19 protein-coding genes and 2 tRNA genes are annotated in these 18,374 nt (G+C 51.3%); 8 read left to right on the top strand and 13 right to left on the bottom strand.

The features are described 5' to 3' along the window. Positions 1-58 precede the first annotated feature (58 nt). The 7 genes from WFK81_RS10885 to WFK81_RS10915 form a co-directional block, all read right to left on the bottom strand. Positions 59-481: an OsmC family protein gene (locus WFK81_RS10885; protein WP_336786406.1), complete on the bottom strand. Its 423-nt coding sequence runs from the start codon at positions 479-481 to the stop codon at positions 59-61. A gap of 23 nt (positions 482-504) precedes the next feature. Next, positions 505-1,251, bottom strand: a complete 747-nt coding sequence (locus WFK81_RS10890) for an amino acid ABC transporter ATP-binding protein (RefSeq protein ID WP_336786407.1) — start codon at positions 1,249-1,251, stop codon at positions 505-507. A 21-nt stretch (positions 1,252-1,272) separates the two neighbouring features. Next, complete coding sequence (locus tag WFK81_RS10895; protein WP_116393762.1) at positions 1,273-1,917, bottom strand: amino acid ABC transporter permease; 645 nt, start codon at positions 1,915-1,917, stop codon at positions 1,273-1,275. A gap of 91 nt (positions 1,918-2,008) precedes the next feature. Beyond that, entirely contained in the window at positions 2,009-2,905 is an 897-nt protein-coding gene (locus tag WFK81_RS10900) for a substrate-binding periplasmic protein (protein WP_336786408.1), read from the bottom strand. A 40-nt stretch (positions 2,906-2,945) separates the two neighbouring features. Next, a complete protein-coding gene (locus WFK81_RS10905; protein ID WP_336786409.1) occupies positions 2,946-3,578 on the bottom strand; it encodes a TetR/AcrR family transcriptional regulator in 633 nt (210 codons plus the stop codon). 352 nt (positions 3,579-3,930) lie between these two features. Next, positions 3,931-4,473: an AAA family ATPase gene (locus WFK81_RS10910; protein ID WP_336786410.1), complete on the bottom strand. Its 543-nt coding sequence runs from the start codon at positions 4,471-4,473 to the stop codon at positions 3,931-3,933. Between the two features lie 248 nt (positions 4,474-4,721). Further along, complete coding sequence (locus WFK81_RS10915) at positions 4,722-7,316, bottom strand: adenosylcobalamin-dependent ribonucleoside-diphosphate reductase (RefSeq protein ID WP_336786411.1); 2,595 nt, start codon at positions 7,314-7,316, stop codon at positions 4,722-4,724. 287 nt (positions 7,317-7,603) lie between these two features. Between WFK81_RS10915 and WFK81_RS10920 the strand changes: the two genes are divergently transcribed. The 3 genes from WFK81_RS10920 (at position 7,604) to WFK81_RS10930 (ending at position 11,390) form a co-directional block, all read left to right on the top strand. Then, a complete protein-coding gene (locus WFK81_RS10920; RefSeq protein WP_336786468.1) occupies positions 7,604-9,418 on the top strand; it encodes a DEAD/DEAH box helicase in 1,815 nt (604 codons plus the stop codon). Then, positions 9,415-10,347, top strand: coding sequence for a YqhG family protein (locus WFK81_RS10925; RefSeq protein WP_336786412.1), 933 nt, complete (start codon positions 9,415-9,417; stop codon positions 10,345-10,347). The genes WFK81_RS10920 and WFK81_RS10925 overlap by 4 nt, the downstream gene beginning before the upstream one ends. Before the next feature lie 152 nt (positions 10,348-10,499). Continuing rightward, complete coding sequence (locus WFK81_RS10930; protein ID WP_336786413.1) at positions 10,500-11,390, top strand: hypothetical protein; 891 nt, start codon at positions 10,500-10,502, stop codon at positions 11,388-11,390. Here WFK81_RS10930 and WFK81_RS10935 read toward each other — a convergent pair. Next, positions 11,387-11,575 (bottom strand): YqzE family protein, encoded by a 189-nt coding sequence (locus WFK81_RS10935; protein WP_336786414.1) that lies wholly within the window; start codon positions 11,573-11,575, stop codon positions 11,387-11,389. The genes WFK81_RS10930 and WFK81_RS10935 overlap by 4 nt on opposite strands. 157 nt (positions 11,576-11,732) lie before the next feature. On the opposite strand from WFK81_RS10935, the gene WFK81_RS10940 reads away from it, so the two are divergent. Further along, complete coding sequence (locus WFK81_RS10940; RefSeq protein ID WP_442956052.1) at positions 11,733-12,440, top strand: N-acetylmuramoyl-L-alanine amidase family protein; 708 nt, start codon at positions 11,733-11,735, stop codon at positions 12,438-12,440. Here the strand turns inward: WFK81_RS10940 and WFK81_RS10945 are convergent. Continuing rightward, positions 12,405-13,169, bottom strand: coding sequence for a divergent polysaccharide deacetylase family protein (locus tag WFK81_RS10945; RefSeq protein WP_336786469.1), 765 nt, complete (start codon positions 13,167-13,169; stop codon positions 12,405-12,407). The genes WFK81_RS10940 and WFK81_RS10945 overlap by 36 nt on opposite strands. A 188-nt stretch (positions 13,170-13,357) precedes the next feature. Between WFK81_RS10945 and WFK81_RS10950 the strand changes: the two genes are divergently transcribed. Both WFK81_RS10950 and WFK81_RS10955 read left to right on the top strand, forming a co-directional pair. After that, positions 13,358-13,444: transfer RNA gene (locus tag WFK81_RS10950), tRNA-Leu, on the top strand. A gap of 121 nt (positions 13,445-13,565) precedes the next feature. Next, positions 13,566-13,652, top strand: a tRNA-Leu gene (locus WFK81_RS10955). Between the two features lie 125 nt (positions 13,653-13,777). Here WFK81_RS10955 and WFK81_RS10960 read toward each other — a convergent pair. From WFK81_RS10960 to WFK81_RS10970, 3 genes are read right to left on the bottom strand one after another with little or no spacing between them, the layout of a single operon-like run. Continuing rightward, positions 13,778-13,990, bottom strand: a complete 213-nt coding sequence (locus WFK81_RS10960; protein ID WP_336786416.1) for a hypothetical protein — start codon at positions 13,988-13,990, stop codon at positions 13,778-13,780. 20 nt (positions 13,991-14,010) lie between these two features. Beyond that, positions 14,011-14,325 carry a hypothetical protein gene (locus tag WFK81_RS10965; RefSeq protein WP_336786417.1) on the bottom strand — a complete coding sequence of 105 codons (315 nt, stop codon included), beginning with the start codon at positions 14,323-14,325 and terminating at the stop codon, positions 14,011-14,013. A gap of 42 nt (positions 14,326-14,367) precedes the next feature. Next, on the bottom strand, positions 14,368-14,937 hold the full coding sequence (locus WFK81_RS10970; protein WP_336786418.1) for a xanthine phosphoribosyltransferase: 570 nt from the start codon (positions 14,935-14,937) through the stop codon (positions 14,368-14,370). 209 nt (positions 14,938-15,146) lie between these two features. Here WFK81_RS10970 and WFK81_RS10975 point away from each other — a divergent pair, with 209 nt between their 5' ends. Together WFK81_RS10975 and WFK81_RS10980 are read left to right on the top strand one after the other, a co-directional pair. Continuing rightward, positions 15,147-15,854, top strand: coding sequence for a hypothetical protein (locus WFK81_RS10975; protein WP_336786419.1), 708 nt, complete (start codon positions 15,147-15,149; stop codon positions 15,852-15,854). An 88-nt stretch (positions 15,855-15,942) separates the two neighbouring features. Further along, complete coding sequence (locus WFK81_RS10980; protein ID WP_336786420.1) at positions 15,943-16,980, top strand: YkvI family membrane protein; 1,038 nt, start codon at positions 15,943-15,945, stop codon at positions 16,978-16,980. On the opposite strand, the gene WFK81_RS10985 is transcribed toward WFK81_RS10980, so the two are convergent. Further along, a partial coding sequence (locus tag WFK81_RS10985; protein WP_442956041.1) for an ATP-binding protein occupies positions 16,945-18,374 on the bottom strand: 1,430 nt, incomplete at its 5' end. The two genes, WFK81_RS10980 and WFK81_RS10985, sit on opposite strands and share 36 nt — an antisense overlap.

An 18,374-nucleotide genomic window follows, 5' to 3' on the forward strand; every position in this document is an offset into this window, starting at 1 on the left:
ATCGTAAATATTACTCACACTGCCAGACGAGAAGGAGGTGAGATGTGGGCGTGCTTTGTTAAGGCCGGAAAACTTCCTGACCGTTTAGAATCAATCTGTAGCTGATGTCGGCTTTCAGCGAATCCGATACGGCACAATATTTTTCCTTGCCCATTTCAATGGCTTTCCAAATCCGGTAATCCGGAATTTCCCCTTCAACGCGGAAAATCAGCTCAATTGCGGTAAAGCCGGTCGGATTCTGCTCTTTCCGGGTGCCGTCCGTTTCGATCTCAAGCGAAGCGATCTGACCAAGGAACGAATCCAGAATCATGGTGATGTCAATGCCGATACAGCCGGCCAGTCCGGCCAGCAGCAGCTCCATAGGCGTCGCGCCTTTGCCGTCGCCGCCGTATTTCGGCGTTGCGTCCATTCCTACCGGATAACCGGAATCCCCGACTGATGTGAACAAACGTTTTCCATTCCATGTTGTCATGACTTTCATGATGATTACCCGCTTTCTGTATTTTAATGCTCCTGAAGTTGATTGATAAACTTTCTGGATCTTTCGGACTTCGGATTCTGAAAAAATATCTCCGGCTCCTGCTCCTCCACGATCACGCCGCCGTCCATAAACACGATACGGTTTGCGACCTGGCGGGCAAATTTCATTTCATGGGTGACGATGACCATCGTCATCCCATCCCGGGCCAGCTGGCGCATAACCTCCAGCACCTCCCCGACAAGCTCGGGATCAAGAGCTGAGGTAGGCTCGTCAAACAGCATGATCGCCGGCTCCATCGCCAGCGCCCGAGCAATGGCCACCCGCTGCTGCTGGCCGCCGGAAAGCCTGGAGGGATATTCGTCCTTCTTAACCAGCAGCCCAACCCGGTCCAGCAATCGTTCGCCGATCTGCACGGCTTCTGCCTTCTTCATCTTCTTCACCGTCATCAGCGATTCGATCACATTGCCAAGCGCCGTCTTGTGCGGATACAGGTTAAACTGTTGAAAAACCATTCCCGTGTGACGACGGATTTCCCGAAAGCCGGCTTGTTTCTTCTTGGAGGGCATGGCCGCCTCCACCCGAACGCCATTAACCTCAAGCGATCCGCCGTCCAGCTCCTCAAGCCCGTTCAAGCTCCTCAGCAGCGTGCTTTTTCCGGAACCGCTTGGTCCTAGCAGAACGACGATTTCTTTAGGGGCTACGCGCAGGTCGATGCTTTTCAAAACCTCTAAACCGTTAAATGATTTGGATAGTCCTGTCGTTTGAATCATGTTTTGCTCCACCTCAAGCCTTTAATATACTTTGGACAGCTGCTTCTCGACCGCATTCAGAATGGCCGAGAACACCGTGCTCATGATCCAATACATGGCGGCGATCCCAAGAAAGAAAGGCATGTAGACGTAATATTGGGCGATCAGCAGCTGCGCTGAGCGCAGCAGCTCGGTTACCGTAATGGCGGACACCAGAGCCGTCTCTTTCAGCATGCCGATAAAGGTATTGCCCATAGGCGCAATGGCCACCCTGGCCGCTTGCGGAAGAATAATCCTTCTCATCGTCATCCAGCCCGTCATGCCTGTCGCATAAGCGGCCTCCGTCTGACCTTTGGGAATCGACTGAATCGCCCCTCTAAAGGTTTCGGACAGATAGGCACCTACGTTAATGCTCAACGCCACATAGGCTGCTGTCAGCGGCCCCAGCGTAATCCCGTAATCGACAAGTCCATAATAGACGATAAAAATTTGAACGAGAAGCGGCGTTCCGCGAATAATGGATACATATACGCGGGCGATTCCGCGGATCAGCCGGTTACCCTTTAATCGGGCAATCGCGACTACCAAGCCGATAATAAGTCCGAAAAACATGGATATAACGGTAACAAGCAGCGTATAATAAGCGCCTTTAAGCAAGAAAGGCAAGTTATCCCATACCAGATTCATTGTCGTTTGAATCCCCTTTTGATTCCTTGGTTAAAACGAGAAGGCCATGGCAGAATACGCATTCCTCATGGCCTTGTCCTTTTCACTTTTCTTACTCCGCCGGCGGCTCTTCCCCAAACCATTTTTTGAAGATGGCCTTATAGGTACCGTCAGCTTTCATATCGGTCAAAGCCTTATCGAGTGCGGCCAGGAATTCCGGATTGTTTTTGCGGACCGCGATACCCGCCTGGTCGGATTTGATCGCGTCGCCTACCGCTTTAATTTTAAAGCCGTTTTTGTCTACAATTGGTTTCAAAGCGTACAGGTTGTTGATCGTGGCATCGATCCGGCCAGCATTCAAATCCTGCAGGGAAGTAATCACATCGTCATACGTTTTGATCTTGAAGCTCCCAACCTTCGGCAGCACTTCATTCCGCAGATAGGATTCATCGTTTGTGCCGAGTCCTACGCCGATATTTTTTCCTTTAAAGTCTTCCAGCTTCGTGATCGAGTTATTATTCTCTTTTACGATGATTTTAACTTGATTCGTAATATACGGCTGGGTGAAATCAATTTGCTGCTTGCGTTCATCGGTAATCGTAACCTGGCTTATAATGGCATCGATTTTGCCGGCCTGCAGGCTAGGGATTAATCCCGAGAATTCCTGCGGAGCAAACTCGACTTTAACGCCGATACGTTTGGCAGCTTCTTTTGCAATGTCGGCATCAAAACCATCGATTTCCTTGTTGTCATTCAAGAAGTTGTAAGGCGCGTAAGTACCCATTAATCCTACTTTTATAACGCCAGCTGTTTTAACCTTGTTCAATAAATTATCTTCATTTCCGGCATTTGCGGAGCTGCCGCCGCTCGCGGCTTCATTGGCAGGAGACGAGGTTGGCGCATTATTGCTTTTATTATTAGAACCGCAACCGGCCAATGCCAGAACAACGAGCAATACGACGGACAACGTTAGAAAAAGAGTATTTCTGGATTTCTTTTTGGTTAACATGCTTTTCTCTCCTATGTCTTTAATCTGTATAAACTATAAATTAAACGCCAAGCAGACCGAAAAATTCAAACCTGGCAGTCTCAGCGGCAAGCTGCTCAGCCGTTTTGGATTCGATCCCGCTGCCTGGCGGGGCAAACCCAAGCAACCAGCGTGAAATGACGCCTTCGATCAAGCTCATAATCATCGTGGCGCGGAACTCGGCATCGATGGAACCCGGAAGCATCCCTAACTCGATTGCTCTGCGGATGTTAAGAAGAAAGGCATTCTCCAGAGCGGCTCTTGTCTCCCCAATCGCATGACGGATGGTTTCAACGCCTCCACCGCTGCCAAGAATAAGCTCTATTAAATACCGGTTAGACTCCGCAAACCGAAACAGCCTTTCGAGCAGAGCTTCGGAGGCGTGTACCATGTCCTGTACGGACCCTGCTTCCCTCCGGTATCCTTGGCCAATGACGTCAAGCAGCTTTTCCCTTCCCTCTTTCACAAGTTCCAGCGCAATCGCTTCTTTGCTTTTGAAATACCAGTAAAACGTCCCTTGGGCTACACCGGCCTCAGCGACAATATCGGAAATTTTTGTAGCGTGATAGCCGTCCTTAGCAAATCGCTTTAAGGCGATTTGCAGAATATGTTCTCTTCGCTCACTATTGATTTGGGCTTCTTTCTCTCCGTTCAATCTGTTCCCACCCCCACCCGATTGACTAGTCAGTCAGTTAATGATTAAATCCTATAGGTTTTCTATGATATTGTCAAGCATTTATGCATTGCTTTGTTACGCAATCGATATCAAGCGCATAAAGCTTGCTTTATTGTTAGGTTTTACCATTCTGTCAGCCATTATTCTTGCCTATTGAAAAGACCATGTGATATAGCTTCGTCCAGATGATATTCGGTTTACGCCTAGCTTCTTCCCTTCTCGGACGACAAGAACTTCTATACCTACTTGTTAACGCAATGAAGCTGCCGATTGTGCCGGCAGCTTCGTCCTAGTTGCTTAATTGAACTCCCTCTTTCGTTAGTTCAATCACTTATGATATTACCGCTTCATTCTGCAATCTCGTGATAATTTCATCAACGGTTTTTTCAGGGGTTAATTCAGATGAATCTAACCACAGTCCAATTCGAGGTGTTTCATTTCGTAATACACTATCTAACCCTTCAACGGTCCAAACACCATAACCTTTCTTTGAACGAATAGATTCCCTTAACGTAACAACCGACGAGTGCGGGCAAAGCACCACCACATATAGAGGGCGGCTTTCGATATAAGAGATAAAATCATACAGCAAAGGTCCAATGACGACATCTTGAACTACAACCGTAAACCCTGCTTCGTGATACGTCTCCGCGGATAGTGCAGCCAACCGATATCGTAGGCGTAGCTGATCCAATTCTTCACTTCCCGCGTCTGGACGGACTTCTTTACGATTATGCACAATCATTCTTCGGAAAATATCTCCCCGCAAATGCACCGATTTCTCAAATCGTTCGGAGAGTAGCTGCGCCACTGTTGATTTTCCACTTGCCATTATCCCGGTAATTAAAATAATGCTGGGACCTTCCGACAACATAGGAGCGTCATCCTTTTCTTTTTACCTGTATTGTACAGGGAAGAAATAACTGATCAAAGGGCGAATTTCGCCAGTTGACATTAAACAACCATATTTGCGATTGCATAAAACACAAAAAAAAGCCCGAATCCACAGGGGATTCGGGCTTTGACATTATAATCGATTTTAGTGACATTTTATCTTACGAATTGTGACAAAAGATAATACAGCGGACATTTTACACTCACACTGGTCTTTCTTCTTATGAATTAATTACACTTGCTATAGCCGCAGTTGCTGCATTGCTTGCAGCCTTCGATATTGATCAGCGAAGCCGATCCGCAGGATGGACATAGGTCGCGAGAGGTCACCTCGCCGTGCTTGTGCGAATCCTCCGCAGCCGGCGCTGCAGCAAAGGCTAAGGCTGGAGCCGCTTTGACCGGCTCATAAGCAGCCGCCTGCTCGTTGGTACTCTCGATATGAATCTCCAGCGCCTTCGCAACCGCGTCCGCAATTGATTCTACGCGGTTTGCTCCAAATCCGATGGCGCCGGTGCCGCCAATGCCTTTAAGATGTTTGATCAGCAGCTTCACTTTGTTGCCGTGATCACCGTAACGCAGGAACAAGGAGCATACGCGGCCAAGCGCTTCCGCCATTGCAAATACGTCGGAACCTGCTTTGCCTACGTTCAGGAAGATCTCGCCTGGCGTACCGTTCAGGTCGTTAATCGTGATATAGGCCATTCCAAACGGCGTGTTTACTTTATAAGTTGCCCCGCGAAGAATTTGCGGACGGCGTTTGTATTGCTTGTCGAAGTCCTGCTCCGCCTGAGGCGATACCTTGGCGTTAAGCGTCGTATTCAGGGTCTCGAGTTTATCTTCTTCTTTTACCGCTTCCGCTGCCGCAGCGGCTTCGCCCGCCGCATCCGGCTTCGCGTCGTCCTTCTTCGTCGACAATACCTGTACGTCCCGGCTGCCGTCGCGGTAGATCGTGACGCCTTTGCAGCCCAGATCAAAGGCCATCTCGTACAGCTCTTTTGTTTCCTCAACCGTAAAGTCGCTTGGACAGTTCGCCGTCTTCGAGATCGAGCTGTCGACCCAGCGCTGAATCGCTGCTTGCACGCGGATATGATCCTTCGCCGACAAATCCATCGCCGTTACGAAATAATCCGGCAGCTCTTCGCCAGGATGCGCGTCCTTCCATGCTTGCGCGATTGGCACCAGCTGCTTGTCGAAGCCGAGGCGGCTTTGACGGAAATATTCGAAGGCAAAATAAGGCTCGATGCCTGTCGACGTCCCCACCATCGTACCGGTGCTGCCTGTCGGAGCCTGCGTAATGACGGTAACGTTGCGCATTCCTTTAGCCAACACCGCTTCGCCTACCTCCGGGAATTCCGACACCATGTTTTTCATAAAGCCGCTTTGCAGAAACTTCTCCGCGTCAAACGCTTCAAACGAGCCTTTCTCCGATGCGATCTCCGCGGAAGCGAGATAAGCCTCTCGTGCCATAAAACCGTATATTTTATCGAGGAACAGAAGAGATTCCGGACTGCCGTAACGGACGCCGAGCTTGATCATGAGCTCGGCAAGACCCATCGTGCCAAGGCCTACGCGGCGCTCCTTCTTCTGATTCTTCTCATTCTCTTCAAAATGATAAGGGGTTGTATCAATGACGTTATCGAGGAAGCGAACGGACCACTGGGTTACCTTCGCAAGCTCTTCCCAATTCACGTCATGCTTGCTCTCATCGTAAAATTTGGACAAGTTAATCGCCGACAGGTTGCAAACTCCCCAGCCCGGCAGCCCTTGCTCGCCGCAAGGATTCGTGCAAATAATCGGGTTGAAATACCAGCTGTTCGACATCTGGTTGTAGTACTCCATAAACACTACGCCAGGCTCAGCCGATTTCCATGCCGACTCAATAATGGTGTGCCATACATCGCGCGCGCGAACCGTTTTATAATGAATAACCTTCTTGCCCAGCTTCTTCCAAGCCTCCAGATCGCCGTTCCACAGCTCGTCATAATCGGCTTCCTTGGTATCCGGGAATACGAGCTCCCAATCCAAATCTTCCTTCACGGCTTTCATAAACGCATTGCTTACGCATACCGACAGGTTCGCATTCGTCACTTGCCCCATCGTTTGCTTGACGGTAATGAAATCAAGCACGTCCGGATGCCAGTCGTTAATCATCAGCATGAGCGCGCCTCTTCGGCTGCCGCCCTGCTCGATCAGGCCGGTTGTATAGCTGAACAGACCGCCCCAGGATACGGCACCGCTGGAGGATCCGTTAACGCCCGCAACGACAGCCCGTCTAGGACGCAGCGAAGACAGGTTAATCCCCACGCCGCCGCCGCGCGCCATGATTTCCGTCATCTCGGACAGAGTTGTCATAATGCCGCCCCGGCTGTCCTTTGGCGAAGGAATAACGTAACAATTGAACAGCGTCAATTCTTCGCTCGCGCCGGCACCGGCAGCAATGCGGCCGCCCGGAACCAGCTTCCAGTCATCCAGAATGTAACGGAACCTTTCCGACCAGGTACGCTGCTTCTCTTCACTTTGCTCAACGCCAGCCATGGCGCCTGCCAGACGGTCCCACATCTCTTCCGGAGTCTTCTCTATAGTAAGCGTGAGCTTCTCCACGCTGGATGTAACCGTATCCCCGCTTCTTAGCTTTACGGTCACTTCATCGCCGCTGCGACCGATCACTTCCCCAACCTCTTTGGCCGGGAATTTTGGATCATCCTTCGTCAGGACCAGTACGACATCCCCTACTGCCGTATTTTTTGTGTCCGCGTTTTTCCAAGCATAGCGGTCCAAAAATATTTTTTCGCTAAGACCTTCCAATTTCTGCGTCATTGCCATCCGATTGGTCCTTCCTCCCATGTCCCTTATATCGTATACACACCTCTTATCGCATGTGTCGGGCACCATATATTGTGTGTACTGCTTATTATACTATACTACATATCGGTATCCACAGCTGTTTTTACCTATTTCGCCGCTTTTCTCCGCTTACATTGGCCTTTCTCTTTCTATAGCTTGTCTTATCGCTAATTTTACTGCTTATTTACTAAGATTTGATGAAAAAGGCCATACTAGTGACAACTATCTCTATTCGCAAAAAGGAGCTGCCTATCGTGACCTTTACTATGAATGATCAGGCGAATGTGAATCCCGCCTCTACGGAAGCTAATACGGTCCGGCGCAAGCTTCATCCGCTTGTAGACCTGCAATGCGACCGCACCTGGTTCGACGAGCTTCAGAACCGGGTCGCCAAGAATGGTCCATGGGACGATTGGACGCTCTATCAGCTGACGATGGAAGCCGAGCAAGCCAAGCGGGTCGACAGCTTCGAGCAGCTGCAATGCTTACGCACGCTCCCGTCCTTCGAGCCAATGCCGCATCAGGTGGATACGGCACGCAAGGTTGTGCATGAGATGGGCGGCCGGGCTATTCTCGCCGATGAAGTCGGACTTGGCAAAACGATTGAAGCCGGATTGGTCATCAAAGAATATATGGTCCGCGGTCTCGTCCGGAAGGCTCTTATTCTTGTTCCGGCTTCCCTCGTCTTGCAATGGGTGAGAGAGCTGAATTCGAAGTTTGGCATCTCGGCCGTCGCGCAAAAGAAAGAGCATACCTGGCAATACGACGTCGTGGTTGCTTCTATAGATACGGCCAAACGCGATCCGCACCGCGAGATTATTCTGGGCCAGGATTACGACATGATCATTATTGATGAAGCGCATAAGCTCAAAAACAAAAAGACGACAAATTATCAATTTGCGCTCCAGCTTCGCAAAAAATATTGCCTTCTTCTGACGGCTACTCCGATTCAAAACGATCTGGATGAGTTATATAACCTTATTACGCTGCTAAAGCCCGGCCAGCTGGGCGGTCAAAGCGAGTTCGCGGCCAACTTCGTTGTCGACAAGCGTCTGCCGAAAAACGAAGATCAGCTGCAGGATGCGCTGTCCACCGTCATGATCCGCAACCGGCGCGGAGACGGCGGCATATCGTTCACCAAGCGCGTCGTGAAAAACATTCCGCTGGAGCTGTCTTCCGAAGAGAAGGCTCTCTATGACGCGGTTACGGCCTTCGTTCGCGACCGCTACAAGGAAGACGGCGTCGATATGATGAGCATGCTTCCGCTCGTTACGCTGCAGCGCGAGGTATGCAGCAGCCGGGATGCCGTATTTATCACGCTTGTTAATCTGTTCAAGAAAACGGCCGAGGATTCTCCGATCCGTCCGAAAATTTGGGAGCTGGTCGAATTTATCAAGCAGATCAAAGCCAATACGAAAGCCGAAAAAGTGATGGAGCTTATCCAGCAGATTAATGATAAGGTCATCATTTTCACCGAGTACCGGGCATCACAGGAATATTTGCTGCAGTTCTTCCGCGAGCATAACATATTGGCCGTACCGTACCGGGGCGGCATGAACCGCGGCAAAAAGGACTGGATGATGGATCTGTTCCGCGGCCGCGCCCAGGTGCTTATCGCAACAGAAGCCGGCGGCGAAGGGATCAACCTGCAGTTCTGCCACAACATGATCAACTTTGACCTCCCCTGGAATCCCATGCGCGTCGAGCAGCGGATCGGCCGCGTTCACCGGCTTGGACAAAAGGAAGACGTCAAGATCTATAATCTGTGTACGCTCGGAACCATCGAAGAGCATATCGTGAACCTGCTGCATGAGAAGATCAATCTGTTTGAGCTTGTCATCGGGGAACTCGATCATATTCTCGAACGGTTCGAATCGGATGCCGGCTCCATCGAACAACAGCTGGCAAGAATGCTGCTCGAATCCGAAGGGGACGCCGTTCATCTGGAGGAAAGGCTGAACCGCCTGGGCTCCACCATATCCAAGCTTCGTGAAGAGACGGAAATGCCGGAGACGCCTCAAGGGCCAACCATCCTTGCACAGATGACCGAGCTGGGACAGAAAGTCGAGGTGAGACCGTGAATTCGAAGCAGGTTCACAAATACGTACAACGGTTCCTGGAAGCCACCCAATGCTCTATTCTGGAAAAGTCGCCTGCTCACTTCAAGGTTAAGCTCTCCCCCGCGGCCGACCGTGAACTAACGAACCGCCCCTTCTATTGGAGCTTTGTTGACCGCACGGGCTCCGAACCGGAGACGATGACTTACCTGTTCGTAACCGACAAGGAGAAATACGAGGAGGAGCTTGCTGCTCCGGCACCAACACCAGGCCCGGCGACTACTGCCGTGGATGCGGCGTTAAACCGCTCCTTCGGGTTCGTCAACAACAATTTGGCGAACGGTATTCGTACGCCAAGGGAAGACCTGTATTTCGGCTCCCGCAAGCTGGAGCAGCTGTTTGGCGCAGCCAAAAACTCCGGCAGCTACGTGAACCTGTTTCAGGAGCCTGAGCGACGGTCCAGCACTCCGTTCCAATCGACACCATACACCGCATGGCTTGGCGTAAATATGCGCGTCGAATTCGCTTGCGACAGGAAGCGCGAGGAAATTCACAGCTACGGCGTCTCTCTGGCAACGGGACTCGTGGTCGAGAATTTCTATGACCGCCTTAAACATTTGAAGCTGACGCCGCGGCTGCCCTCGAACATCCATTTGACCCGGAACGGACTGTCCTACGCCAAGGCACTGGGTGTTATCGAGACTTCGCTTGAACGCAAGCTCCGAAATTACGACTATACCTGGGCTGCGGATGCTGCGGCAAGGCTGGAGGAAGAGCTCGATAGGATCCGGCATTATTACGATCCGATGATCAAGCATGCGGAAGAGAATGCCAAGGAAGCCATCGAGGAGCAATTCAACCAGCGCCAGACCGAGATCAAATGGCAGTATGAGCCGCGGGTGACGGCTTCCGCCATTAACTGCGGTATTTTCCACCTGGAAGGCATTGAATAGCGACAATCAGACGGCATTCGCAGCAATACGCCAAAAATAGAACAACCGCATTACGTACGCCCGCGACAGGTTCCAACAGCCTTCTGCGGGCTTGTCCAATATAATGAAACCATGTCAGAAACGGATGCAAAAGAAAGAAAGGATGTGCCAGGGTGAAAAAGTGGATTCGACAAACGGTTATAGCCGCATTAGTGGTGTCAACGTTCCTTGTCACGGCTCAAAGCCTTCAGGCGGAATCAATGTCGTCCGTAACGGCTCAACAGGAAACGGAGCTCCAATCCACCGTACGAGGCTGGATGGACGAGCTTGCGAAATTGCCGGAATTCAAAGCGTGGATTCATGCCGAATTTACCGTGTCGCCGCTTGGTCCCGGCACGCATAGCTGGATTGCGATTGTGAAGGATAAAGGTCAACCGGCCGGATACTTGGTTATTCAGGCCAAGGAGAATGGCGGGTTTGCGCTTGGGGAATACGGAACGGGGGAATACTTGTTTGACCGGACAACGCTGCGGCAATCCCTTGCGCAGCTTGAGCTTCACTCTTCCTTGCCTGGTACGAACCAAGCTTTGTATATCCACCCTCTGTTAGCCGTCTGGAGCGTAAACGGTACCGCTGAGGATACGTATCTGGACGGAATGAGCGGGGAATGGGTCCCGCTGCAGCATGCTACCTGGCAAAAAACCGCCAAGTCGGAAGAAAAGCTTGCTACACGTTATGCGCTAGAAGGAAAATCCTTGATCAAGAGAGCCGTAAAAAGCCGCTCGTTTGATCCTTACAGCGAGATGCCATGGCTGACCAAAAAACCGATCGCCGCATCCCCTGAAGATACCAGCATCGTGCTCAAAGCATTAAGTTCCAAAACGCCTCTCCGTTTTACGGCAGAGCGATATAATAAAGAAATGCTTTATGTGTGGTCGGTAACCGGGTATCACAACTGGGGCGACGGCAATGTCTATGCCGCTCTGGAAACAGATGAGCTCGGCAGCAGCACAAGGTATATTCCCCTCAAGCTTCTTGCCGAGCTCGGTCATTTCTATTACTAACGTTCCGTACGTCCCTTCCACCACAACAATAGGCTAGCCCCGCCCCATCCGAACCAGCGCGACAGCCAATGCTCCCTTGCGGCTTTGGCTGTCGCCTTGGCTGCTTTACGTTCGTCCCTCGGCGTCTCGATGTAGTTCACAAATTCCACGGTCATATATTTTATCAGATCATGTCCATTTGCCACTGCCCGATCACCTCTTCGGTTTTTTTGTTACTAGAAGTTTGCCCGGAATGTCCCGATCATAAACATGCATGAGTTTTCCTTCAATAAGCCACGCTATCGATAGCTGCTTTACACGCAAGTCTTGGGCATAATGAAGGAGGAGTTCAAATTGTTAGTCATGCGGGTTGCCGTTTTTATGTTTATCGGCTTGCTTAGTCTTGCGCCGCAGCCGTCAGCTGCCCTGGCCCTTCCGGAAAACAAACAGCAAATCGTACATGCACCTGAGGACGGTTGGACGATGCCTTCGGCTGTCGTGTTGATTGATGCCGGGCACGGCGGAATTGACGGAGGAGCAACAGCCGGAAATACGTTGGAAAAAGATATAAATCTGGCCATTGCCCAGAAGCTGTACATGCTTCTTAATAGTCAGGGTATTCCGGCCGTACTGAATCGTACGGGTGATTATGCGCTTAGCGAAGATAACCGGTGGCATGTGAGCAAATCGCGCCATAAGCGCGATTTGTCGCAACGCCGCCAGTTAACCGATGAGATTGAGACAACCATGCTCGTTAGCCTTCACGTGAACTGGACGAAGGACAAATCCAAGCATGGTCCGCTTGTTCTGCATCAGTCTACCGGCGAAAGCGCGCTTCTTGCTTTTTGCATACAGGATACGCTGAACAGACAACAACACACCGCCTTCTACCCGAGAGAAGGCAAACCTTTCTATTTGCTTCGCAAAGTCGATCAGCCTGCTGTCATTGTTGAAATGGGCTTTATCAGTCATGAAGGCGACCGGACGATGCTTACCAACCCTCGCGAGCAGCTTCGCGTTGCCACGGCGATCGCCTCAGGGATTCGGCAGTATAAATGGATCACCAGATGAAGCAGGAACCAGATCCGACAGCTTGACGAATTGAACTTGGCCGTCTGATTGCATCGCAGGAATGGATGCCTTGAGGACGGCTGCGGTTTTTTTGCCAGGAGGACCCACATGGCCAATAACGATGCAAGTATCATGGGATTCCAAATGCTTCTTCGCAATCGTCATTTGTTTCGATACATGCTGCTCCGTATATACGTCATCAAGGAATACGTTGTTCGCGAGTGCCGGTACGCCAAGCTCTTCCGTCACTTTGGGCACAACGGTCTTGAATGTCGTACGGCTGTCAAGGAAGAATAATCCGCGCTCCTTGCAGACCGAAAGGACGATGCGCATAATCCGTTCGTCAGCCGTAATTTTGGAGCCCATATGATTGTTCATGCCTACCGCATACGGAACGTTGTCAATGGCCTCTTCTACGCGCTTCCTGATCTCGGCATCGCTGAGATCAGCCGTAATGGCACCTGGACCCAGCCAATTTTTTTGCCCTTTATTTGGCTCCATCGGCATGTGCACAATGACATCATGCCCAAGTCGATGCGCTTCTTCGGCGTCCTTTTTGGTCGTTGGCATAAACGGCATAATCGCTACCGTAAATTTAACGGGCAGCTGCAGCATCTCTTCGGTGCCGTTCATCCCGTTGCCGAAATCATCGATTACAATCGCGAACTGTCTTTCGGACTTCGCTTGTTCTTCCTCAGCGGCTATTGCTTGTCCCGCACCGGCGGGCATCAATAACACAAGTGCAATGATCCAAATGACAGCTGCACTTTTAGATTTGTTCACGTCATACACCCTTTCCCTTTTATCTCCTTCATTGTTTGTCCAACCGAGGAAAAATATGCTGAATTTTGCAACTTTATTAGGTGGGTTGACGAATGAATCCCGTGCATGCTACCATAAGGGACGTAATAAGGCATGCGGTCGTGGCGGAATTGGCAGACGCGCTAGATTCAGGTTCTAGTGGTGTAACAGCCGTGGAGGTTCGAGTCCTCTCGACCGCACCATACATAAAGGGTTTCAGCGCGTGAGCTGAAGCCTTTTTCTTTTTCTTAACTAATTCTCAACAAACTGCTTGACTCTTCTCACTAGATAATGTTATGATGTTTTTCGTTGGCAACAACATTTGCGGTCGTGGCGGAATTGGCAGACGCGCTAGATTCAGGTTCTAGTGGTGTAACAGCCGTGGAGGTTCGAGTCCTCTCGACCGCACCATACATAAAGATTCAGAGGTTTTGGTCAGTCTAGCAATAGACAACCAAAACCTTTTTCATGTACCCTGGCCCAAAAAAAAGCAGGAAACCCTGCGTAAACAGAGTTGCCTGCTGTACTTATACTTGTTATTCAACAGAACCGCGTTCGCTTGAGGCAAACTCAAAACGGTAATTGCGGCTCAGCTTGACGACCCGTCTGTTGTGACGACGGATGACAACCGTTGTATCATCCCATGCAACAACGATACCAATCACGTCGTTTACTTCCATTTCGTCCCGAACGACACGGACCTTTTCGCCGCTTAGGCGAAACTGATCCAACTGCTCTTCACTAATCACCGCTACTACCTCCGTACGGACTATCCGACATGCTCCTTGGAATCATTGGTTTCGTACCATTCGTCGAGCACTCTTGAAGACATGACGCGCTTTGCGATATATTCTGCTTGACGTTCCGTGAATTGACCTTTCCATTCCTCGCCGAGCTCATCGCAAAGCTTCACAATCGTAAGAAGTTCGGACCATGCAACATAACGCTTGTACCAGAAAAATTGCGGATGCTCAATCATATAAGGATACAAATCATCAAACTCCGTATGTTTGCAATCCAGTGCGCGTTCGAAGTGAATTTTCGCGTCACCCAGTTTCGCAGTCAAAAATTCAGAAGTTAACATTGCCGCTGCCTCCCCTCGGTTCGTTCACTCTATCATTATAACTTAGTCGAACTGAATTTGCCCGTTTTTCAAAGAAGCAACATTTACTAACGACTCTACCCGGACACCTTGCTCGCGGAGCGTTCTCGAACCCGCCTGGAAGGATTTCTCCAGGACAATTCCCATGCCGACAAGCTCTGCTCCGGATCTTTCGATGATCTTGATCAATCCGCGTGCTGCATCGCCGTTTGCGATGATATCGTCGATGAAGAGCACTTTATCCTCGGCCGACAAAAACTGCTTCGACACCATAATATCGGTCACCATTCCCTTTGTGAAGGAAGGAACACGCTCCGAATAAGCATCCGGATCCGCGATTAAAGTTTTCTTGCGACGCGCAAATACAAGAGGTACGCCTAGTACGTACGCCGTAGCGTACGCAACGGGAATACCGGAGGATTCAATCGTAAGAACTTTCGTAATTTTCTCGTCCGCAAACCGTTTTGCGAATTCATGTCCCATTTCCATCGTAAGAGCAGGATCGACCTGGTGGTTAAGTATGGAATCCAGTCGCAACACATCGTTCGAAAGCACAGATGCTTGCTCTAAAATTCGTTCTTTTAAAATATCCATCGTCATTTCCCTCCACCAAAATCTCTTTTCGATAACTTACCATAGGATAGGCAAACAACGCAACCCGGCTTTTTCATTTTTTTTATCGAAGCAGGAGAGCAGTCTTTTTATATAGAAGTGATATATAAAGGGAAGCAGCTTTTTCCAGTTATGGACGTTAATAAGGTTAAGGTTTAAGGACAAAAGCGACCCAAAAGGAGCGCATTCGCATGAACAAAACAACACGGAAATACGATGCAGCAAAATGGGCAGCCGTTATGGCCCTTACTCTCGTTACGGCAGCAGGCTGTTCGAACCAATCGGATCCTGTATCCCCTCCAAGCATTCAGCCAACCGAGCATTCTTCGGATGCTTATCCAATCGGCGACAGTCCTCAGAAAACCTATTCTCATGAGCAAGAAAACGAGAAATACGGCAAGGAGCCCGACTCGGATTCCGCAAATGCATCGGGCAGGGATACGAGCGCAGAATCATCCGGCAAAAACACAACGGCGCCCGGTACCGGCGCAGCAAGCAAACAGCAGCAATGGGACGCCTCCCATCCTGTCATGCTGGGGCTTAAGATAGGCGATTCCAATGCAAAAGTATCCGAGCGTTATGGCAAAGCAAATGATGTATACAGCCTGAAAGACGACTCGGAGACGATAGAGGTTCACGAATACAAAGGTTTTGCCGTGGGGATCAACGAGGACAAAGCGATTCAATACATAGAGGTTTACGATAAGTCGATTGCTACCGGACTTAGCGGCGTTCGCGTCGAGGACAACGCCGATACCGTGCTTAAAGCGCTTGGAAAACCAACTTCCCAGAACAGCTACATCATTACTTATCAAGGAAAAGATTCGCTGCTGAAATTCGATCTGGATCCGGATCATAATAGAATCGTGTCCATCAAACTATTAGCCGCCGCCGCATAAGCGTCCCGCCAATCCGGAAGTTGCTGTCATGCCCGTCCTTCTTCGGACATACCTTCTTATATAGAAGGTTATTTCGGGAGGACATGCCATGGTAAAGCGTACGGGGAAGGTTCTGCAAATCGCATCCACTTATATTGGCACGATTGTAGGCGCCGGTTTTGCGACCGGACAAGAGATCTTGCAGTTTTTCACCCGCTTCGGCTATTGGGGCACACTGACGATCGCCGTCGCGACGGCGCTCTTTATATGGCTGGGCGGCAAAATGATGCTGATCGCCAGCGAGATCGGGGCGAAGTCCTACGAGGATCTGAACATTGCGTTGTTTGGCGATAGGTATGGGAAATGGATCAGCCATTTCATGCTGGTCGTGCTGCTGGGCGTAACGGCTGTGATGCTTGCCGGTGCGGGCACCATCTTTTACGAGAATTGGAATGTCTCTTATCAAACGGGATTACTCGTCACCATTGCGGCATGTTACTTCCTGCTTCGCAAAGGCATGAAAGCAATCTTGACGGTTAATGCGATTGTGGTGCCGGTTATGCTGCTCTTTACCGCGCTGATCATGCTGGACACGTTCCAAACGCCCGGAGCCGGCAGGTTCATAACGATTGCGACCGATCATTCGGTATGGGCGGCATGGGCTTCCCCTTTCCTGTATACCGCCTTTAACCTGTCGATGGCCCAAGCCGTTCTTGTACCGCTTGGCTCGGAGGTTAAGGACCGGAAGACCATAGTGCTGGGCTCATGGATCGGCGGAATCGGAATTGGCATTATGCTGATGGCCGGACATATTGCGTTATCCGTTCATATGCCCGGCATTCAGCAGTTTGCCATCCCGATGGGAGGTATCGCCAAGCAGCTTGGCCATATCGTGCAGTATATTTATATTTTCCTTATTTTCGCCGAGATCTTTACGACGCTGATTGCGGACATTTACGGTCTGACCCTCCAGCTGCAGGAACGGCTGAAATGGTCGCGTCCGTTCATTACCTTAGGAATACTCGCCTTCTGCTATTTTGCCAGCCAAATCGGCTTTGGCCCGCTGCTCTCGACGCTTTATCCGATATTTGGCCTTATCAGCCTAGGCTGGTTATACCTGGTCATCCGCCGAAAGATGGCTCACTAACATCCGGCTTCCGCCGGGCAGCTCGATTAGCCTAGCATGCGGTATACCATTTCGTAGCGCAGCCCGAATATGCTCATGGCAGGTAAAAAGAATCAATTGGCGCGATAACGACAATTCGCCGAGCAATTGGGCAACGGCGTTCAGACGCTGATGGTCGAAATTAACAAACAAATCATCCAGCAGCAGCGGCATGCCCGCTGCTGCTGTCCGTTCCACGGCAAGCGCAAGCCGCATGGCCAGATACACCAGCTCGGCCGTTCCGCGGCTTAACATCACGGCATCGACCAATCGGTTATCCGGCGTCTCGAGCCGGATGGAAGGCTGATCTGGAGTCGTCATCACCCGGATATATCTTCCTTCCGTAAGCCGGCGTACAAATTCGCTTGCTTGCTTCAGCAAGGCAGGCTGCCGCTCTTCCTCATAAATCCGTTTCGTGGTCCGAATGAGCGAGGCGCTGACAGCCAGTACGGCATAACGTTCGGCATCCCCGGCAATCTGGGCAAGCGTCGTTTCCTTGCCGGCCAGCAGCTCCCGGTTCTTCTCCTCCTGCAGCAAATGCTCCAGCCGCTGACGCAGCCTGCCCCGCTTATCCAGCAGCTCCCCTCTATTCTTCTCCATCTGTTCCGCTTCCAATTGCAGCTGCTCATAGAGCTGCTTCAACTCGTCTCCGTCGTGGCTGGTGAGCAGCAGCTCCAGCTCCATTAACCGTTGTTCCGACAGGCCTGCCTTAATCTCAATCTGCAGTTTGTTCCGCTCGTTATCGATCGCTTCCAGCCGGCTGCGGTGAACAAGAACGGCGGCAAACTCCTCTTCATTATCGAACCCGGCAGCTTCCGCAATAAGCCGGATGGAAGAGTTGAGCTGCTGCCGCTTGTTTTGGACTGCCGTTAAAGCTAATTGCAGGGCTTCAAGCCGCTCGTCCAGCCGGACGGCTTCTTCCTGCGCCGTCGCCTGCCGGCGCAGCTCCGCCTGCAGGAGCCGCAAGGCCAGGGCGGGCTCCGCGGGAAGTCGCAGCGCCGCGTCCGGGAAGGCGGCGCAAAGCTCCGCCGCGCGGGCTTCGAACGCGGCGAGCTGGGTATTCGCCGCAGCAAGCTTCGCTGCGCGGCGGTCCCGCTGCTGGAGCCGATGCAAAGCCTGCTCGGCGAGCTCGAATATTTCAAGCGCTGCATCCGGCGACATGTCCGGCAGCGCTATCGCTTCCAGCCAGCCGCGCCATTGCCGGGCAGCGGCTGCACGCTCTTCCGCCGCGGCGGCAGCAGCCTCGCGGCGCTCGCCGGCGGCAGCGCGAAGCCGCGCATGCCGGCGAGCCAGCTCGAGGCGGCCGGCGCCGAGCTGCTCGCCGCGCTGCAGCGCGGCGGCGCGCGCCTCGGCCGCGGCGCGCAGCTGCTCGCGGG

Source organism: Paenibacillus sp. MMO-177 (assembly GCF_037147795.1).
In the GTDB taxonomy this organism is placed as follows: Bacteria; Bacillota; Bacilli; order Paenibacillales; family Paenibacillaceae; genus Pristimantibacillus.

What these genes read in the sequence shown, in the direction of transcription:
- WFK81_RS10900 (WP_336786408.1), bottom strand. Translation starts at nt 2,905, where the DNA reads ATGTTAACCAAAAAGAAATCCAGAAATACTCTTTTTCTAACGTTGTCC.
- WFK81_RS10920 (WP_336786468.1), top strand. Translation starts at nt 7,604, where the DNA reads ATGAATGATCAGGCGAATGTGAATCCCGCCTCTACGGAAGCTAATACG.
- WFK81_RS10910 (WP_336786410.1), bottom strand. Translation starts at nt 4,473, where the DNA reads ATGTTGTCGGAAGGTCCCAGCATTATTTTAATTACCGGGATAATGGCA.
- WFK81_RS10970 (WP_336786418.1), bottom strand. Translation starts at nt 14,937, where the DNA reads ATGGATATTTTAAAAGAACGAATTTTAGAGCAAGCATCTGTGCTTTCG.
- WFK81_RS10975 (WP_336786419.1), top strand. Translation starts at nt 15,147, where the DNA reads ATGAACAAAACAACACGGAAATACGATGCAGCAAAATGGGCAGCCGTT.
- WFK81_RS10890 (WP_336786407.1), bottom strand. Translation starts at nt 1,251, where the DNA reads ATGATTCAAACGACAGGACTATCCAAATCATTTAACGGTTTAGAGGTT.
- WFK81_RS10940 (WP_442956052.1), top strand. Translation starts at nt 11,733, where the DNA reads ATGCGGGTTGCCGTTTTTATGTTTATCGGCTTGCTTAGTCTTGCGCCG.
- WFK81_RS10980 (WP_336786420.1), top strand. Translation starts at nt 15,943, where the DNA reads ATGGTAAAGCGTACGGGGAAGGTTCTGCAAATCGCATCCACTTATATT.
- WFK81_RS10885 (WP_336786406.1), bottom strand. Translation starts at nt 481, where the DNA reads ATGAAAGTCATGACAACATGGAATGGAAAACGTTTGTTCACATCAGTC.
- WFK81_RS10915 (WP_336786411.1), bottom strand. Translation starts at nt 7,316, where the DNA reads ATGGCAATGACGCAGAAATTGGAAGGTCTTAGCGAAAAAATATTTTTG.
- WFK81_RS10895 (WP_116393762.1), bottom strand. Translation starts at nt 1,917, where the DNA reads ATGAATCTGGTATGGGATAACTTGCCTTTCTTGCTTAAAGGCGCTTAT.
- WFK81_RS10965 (WP_336786417.1), bottom strand. Translation starts at nt 14,325, where the DNA reads ATGTTAACTTCTGAATTTTTGACTGCGAAACTGGGTGACGCGAAAATT.
- WFK81_RS10945 (WP_336786469.1), bottom strand. Translation starts at nt 13,169, where the DNA reads ATGCCCGCCGGTGCGGGACAAGCAATAGCCGCTGAGGAAGAACAAGCG.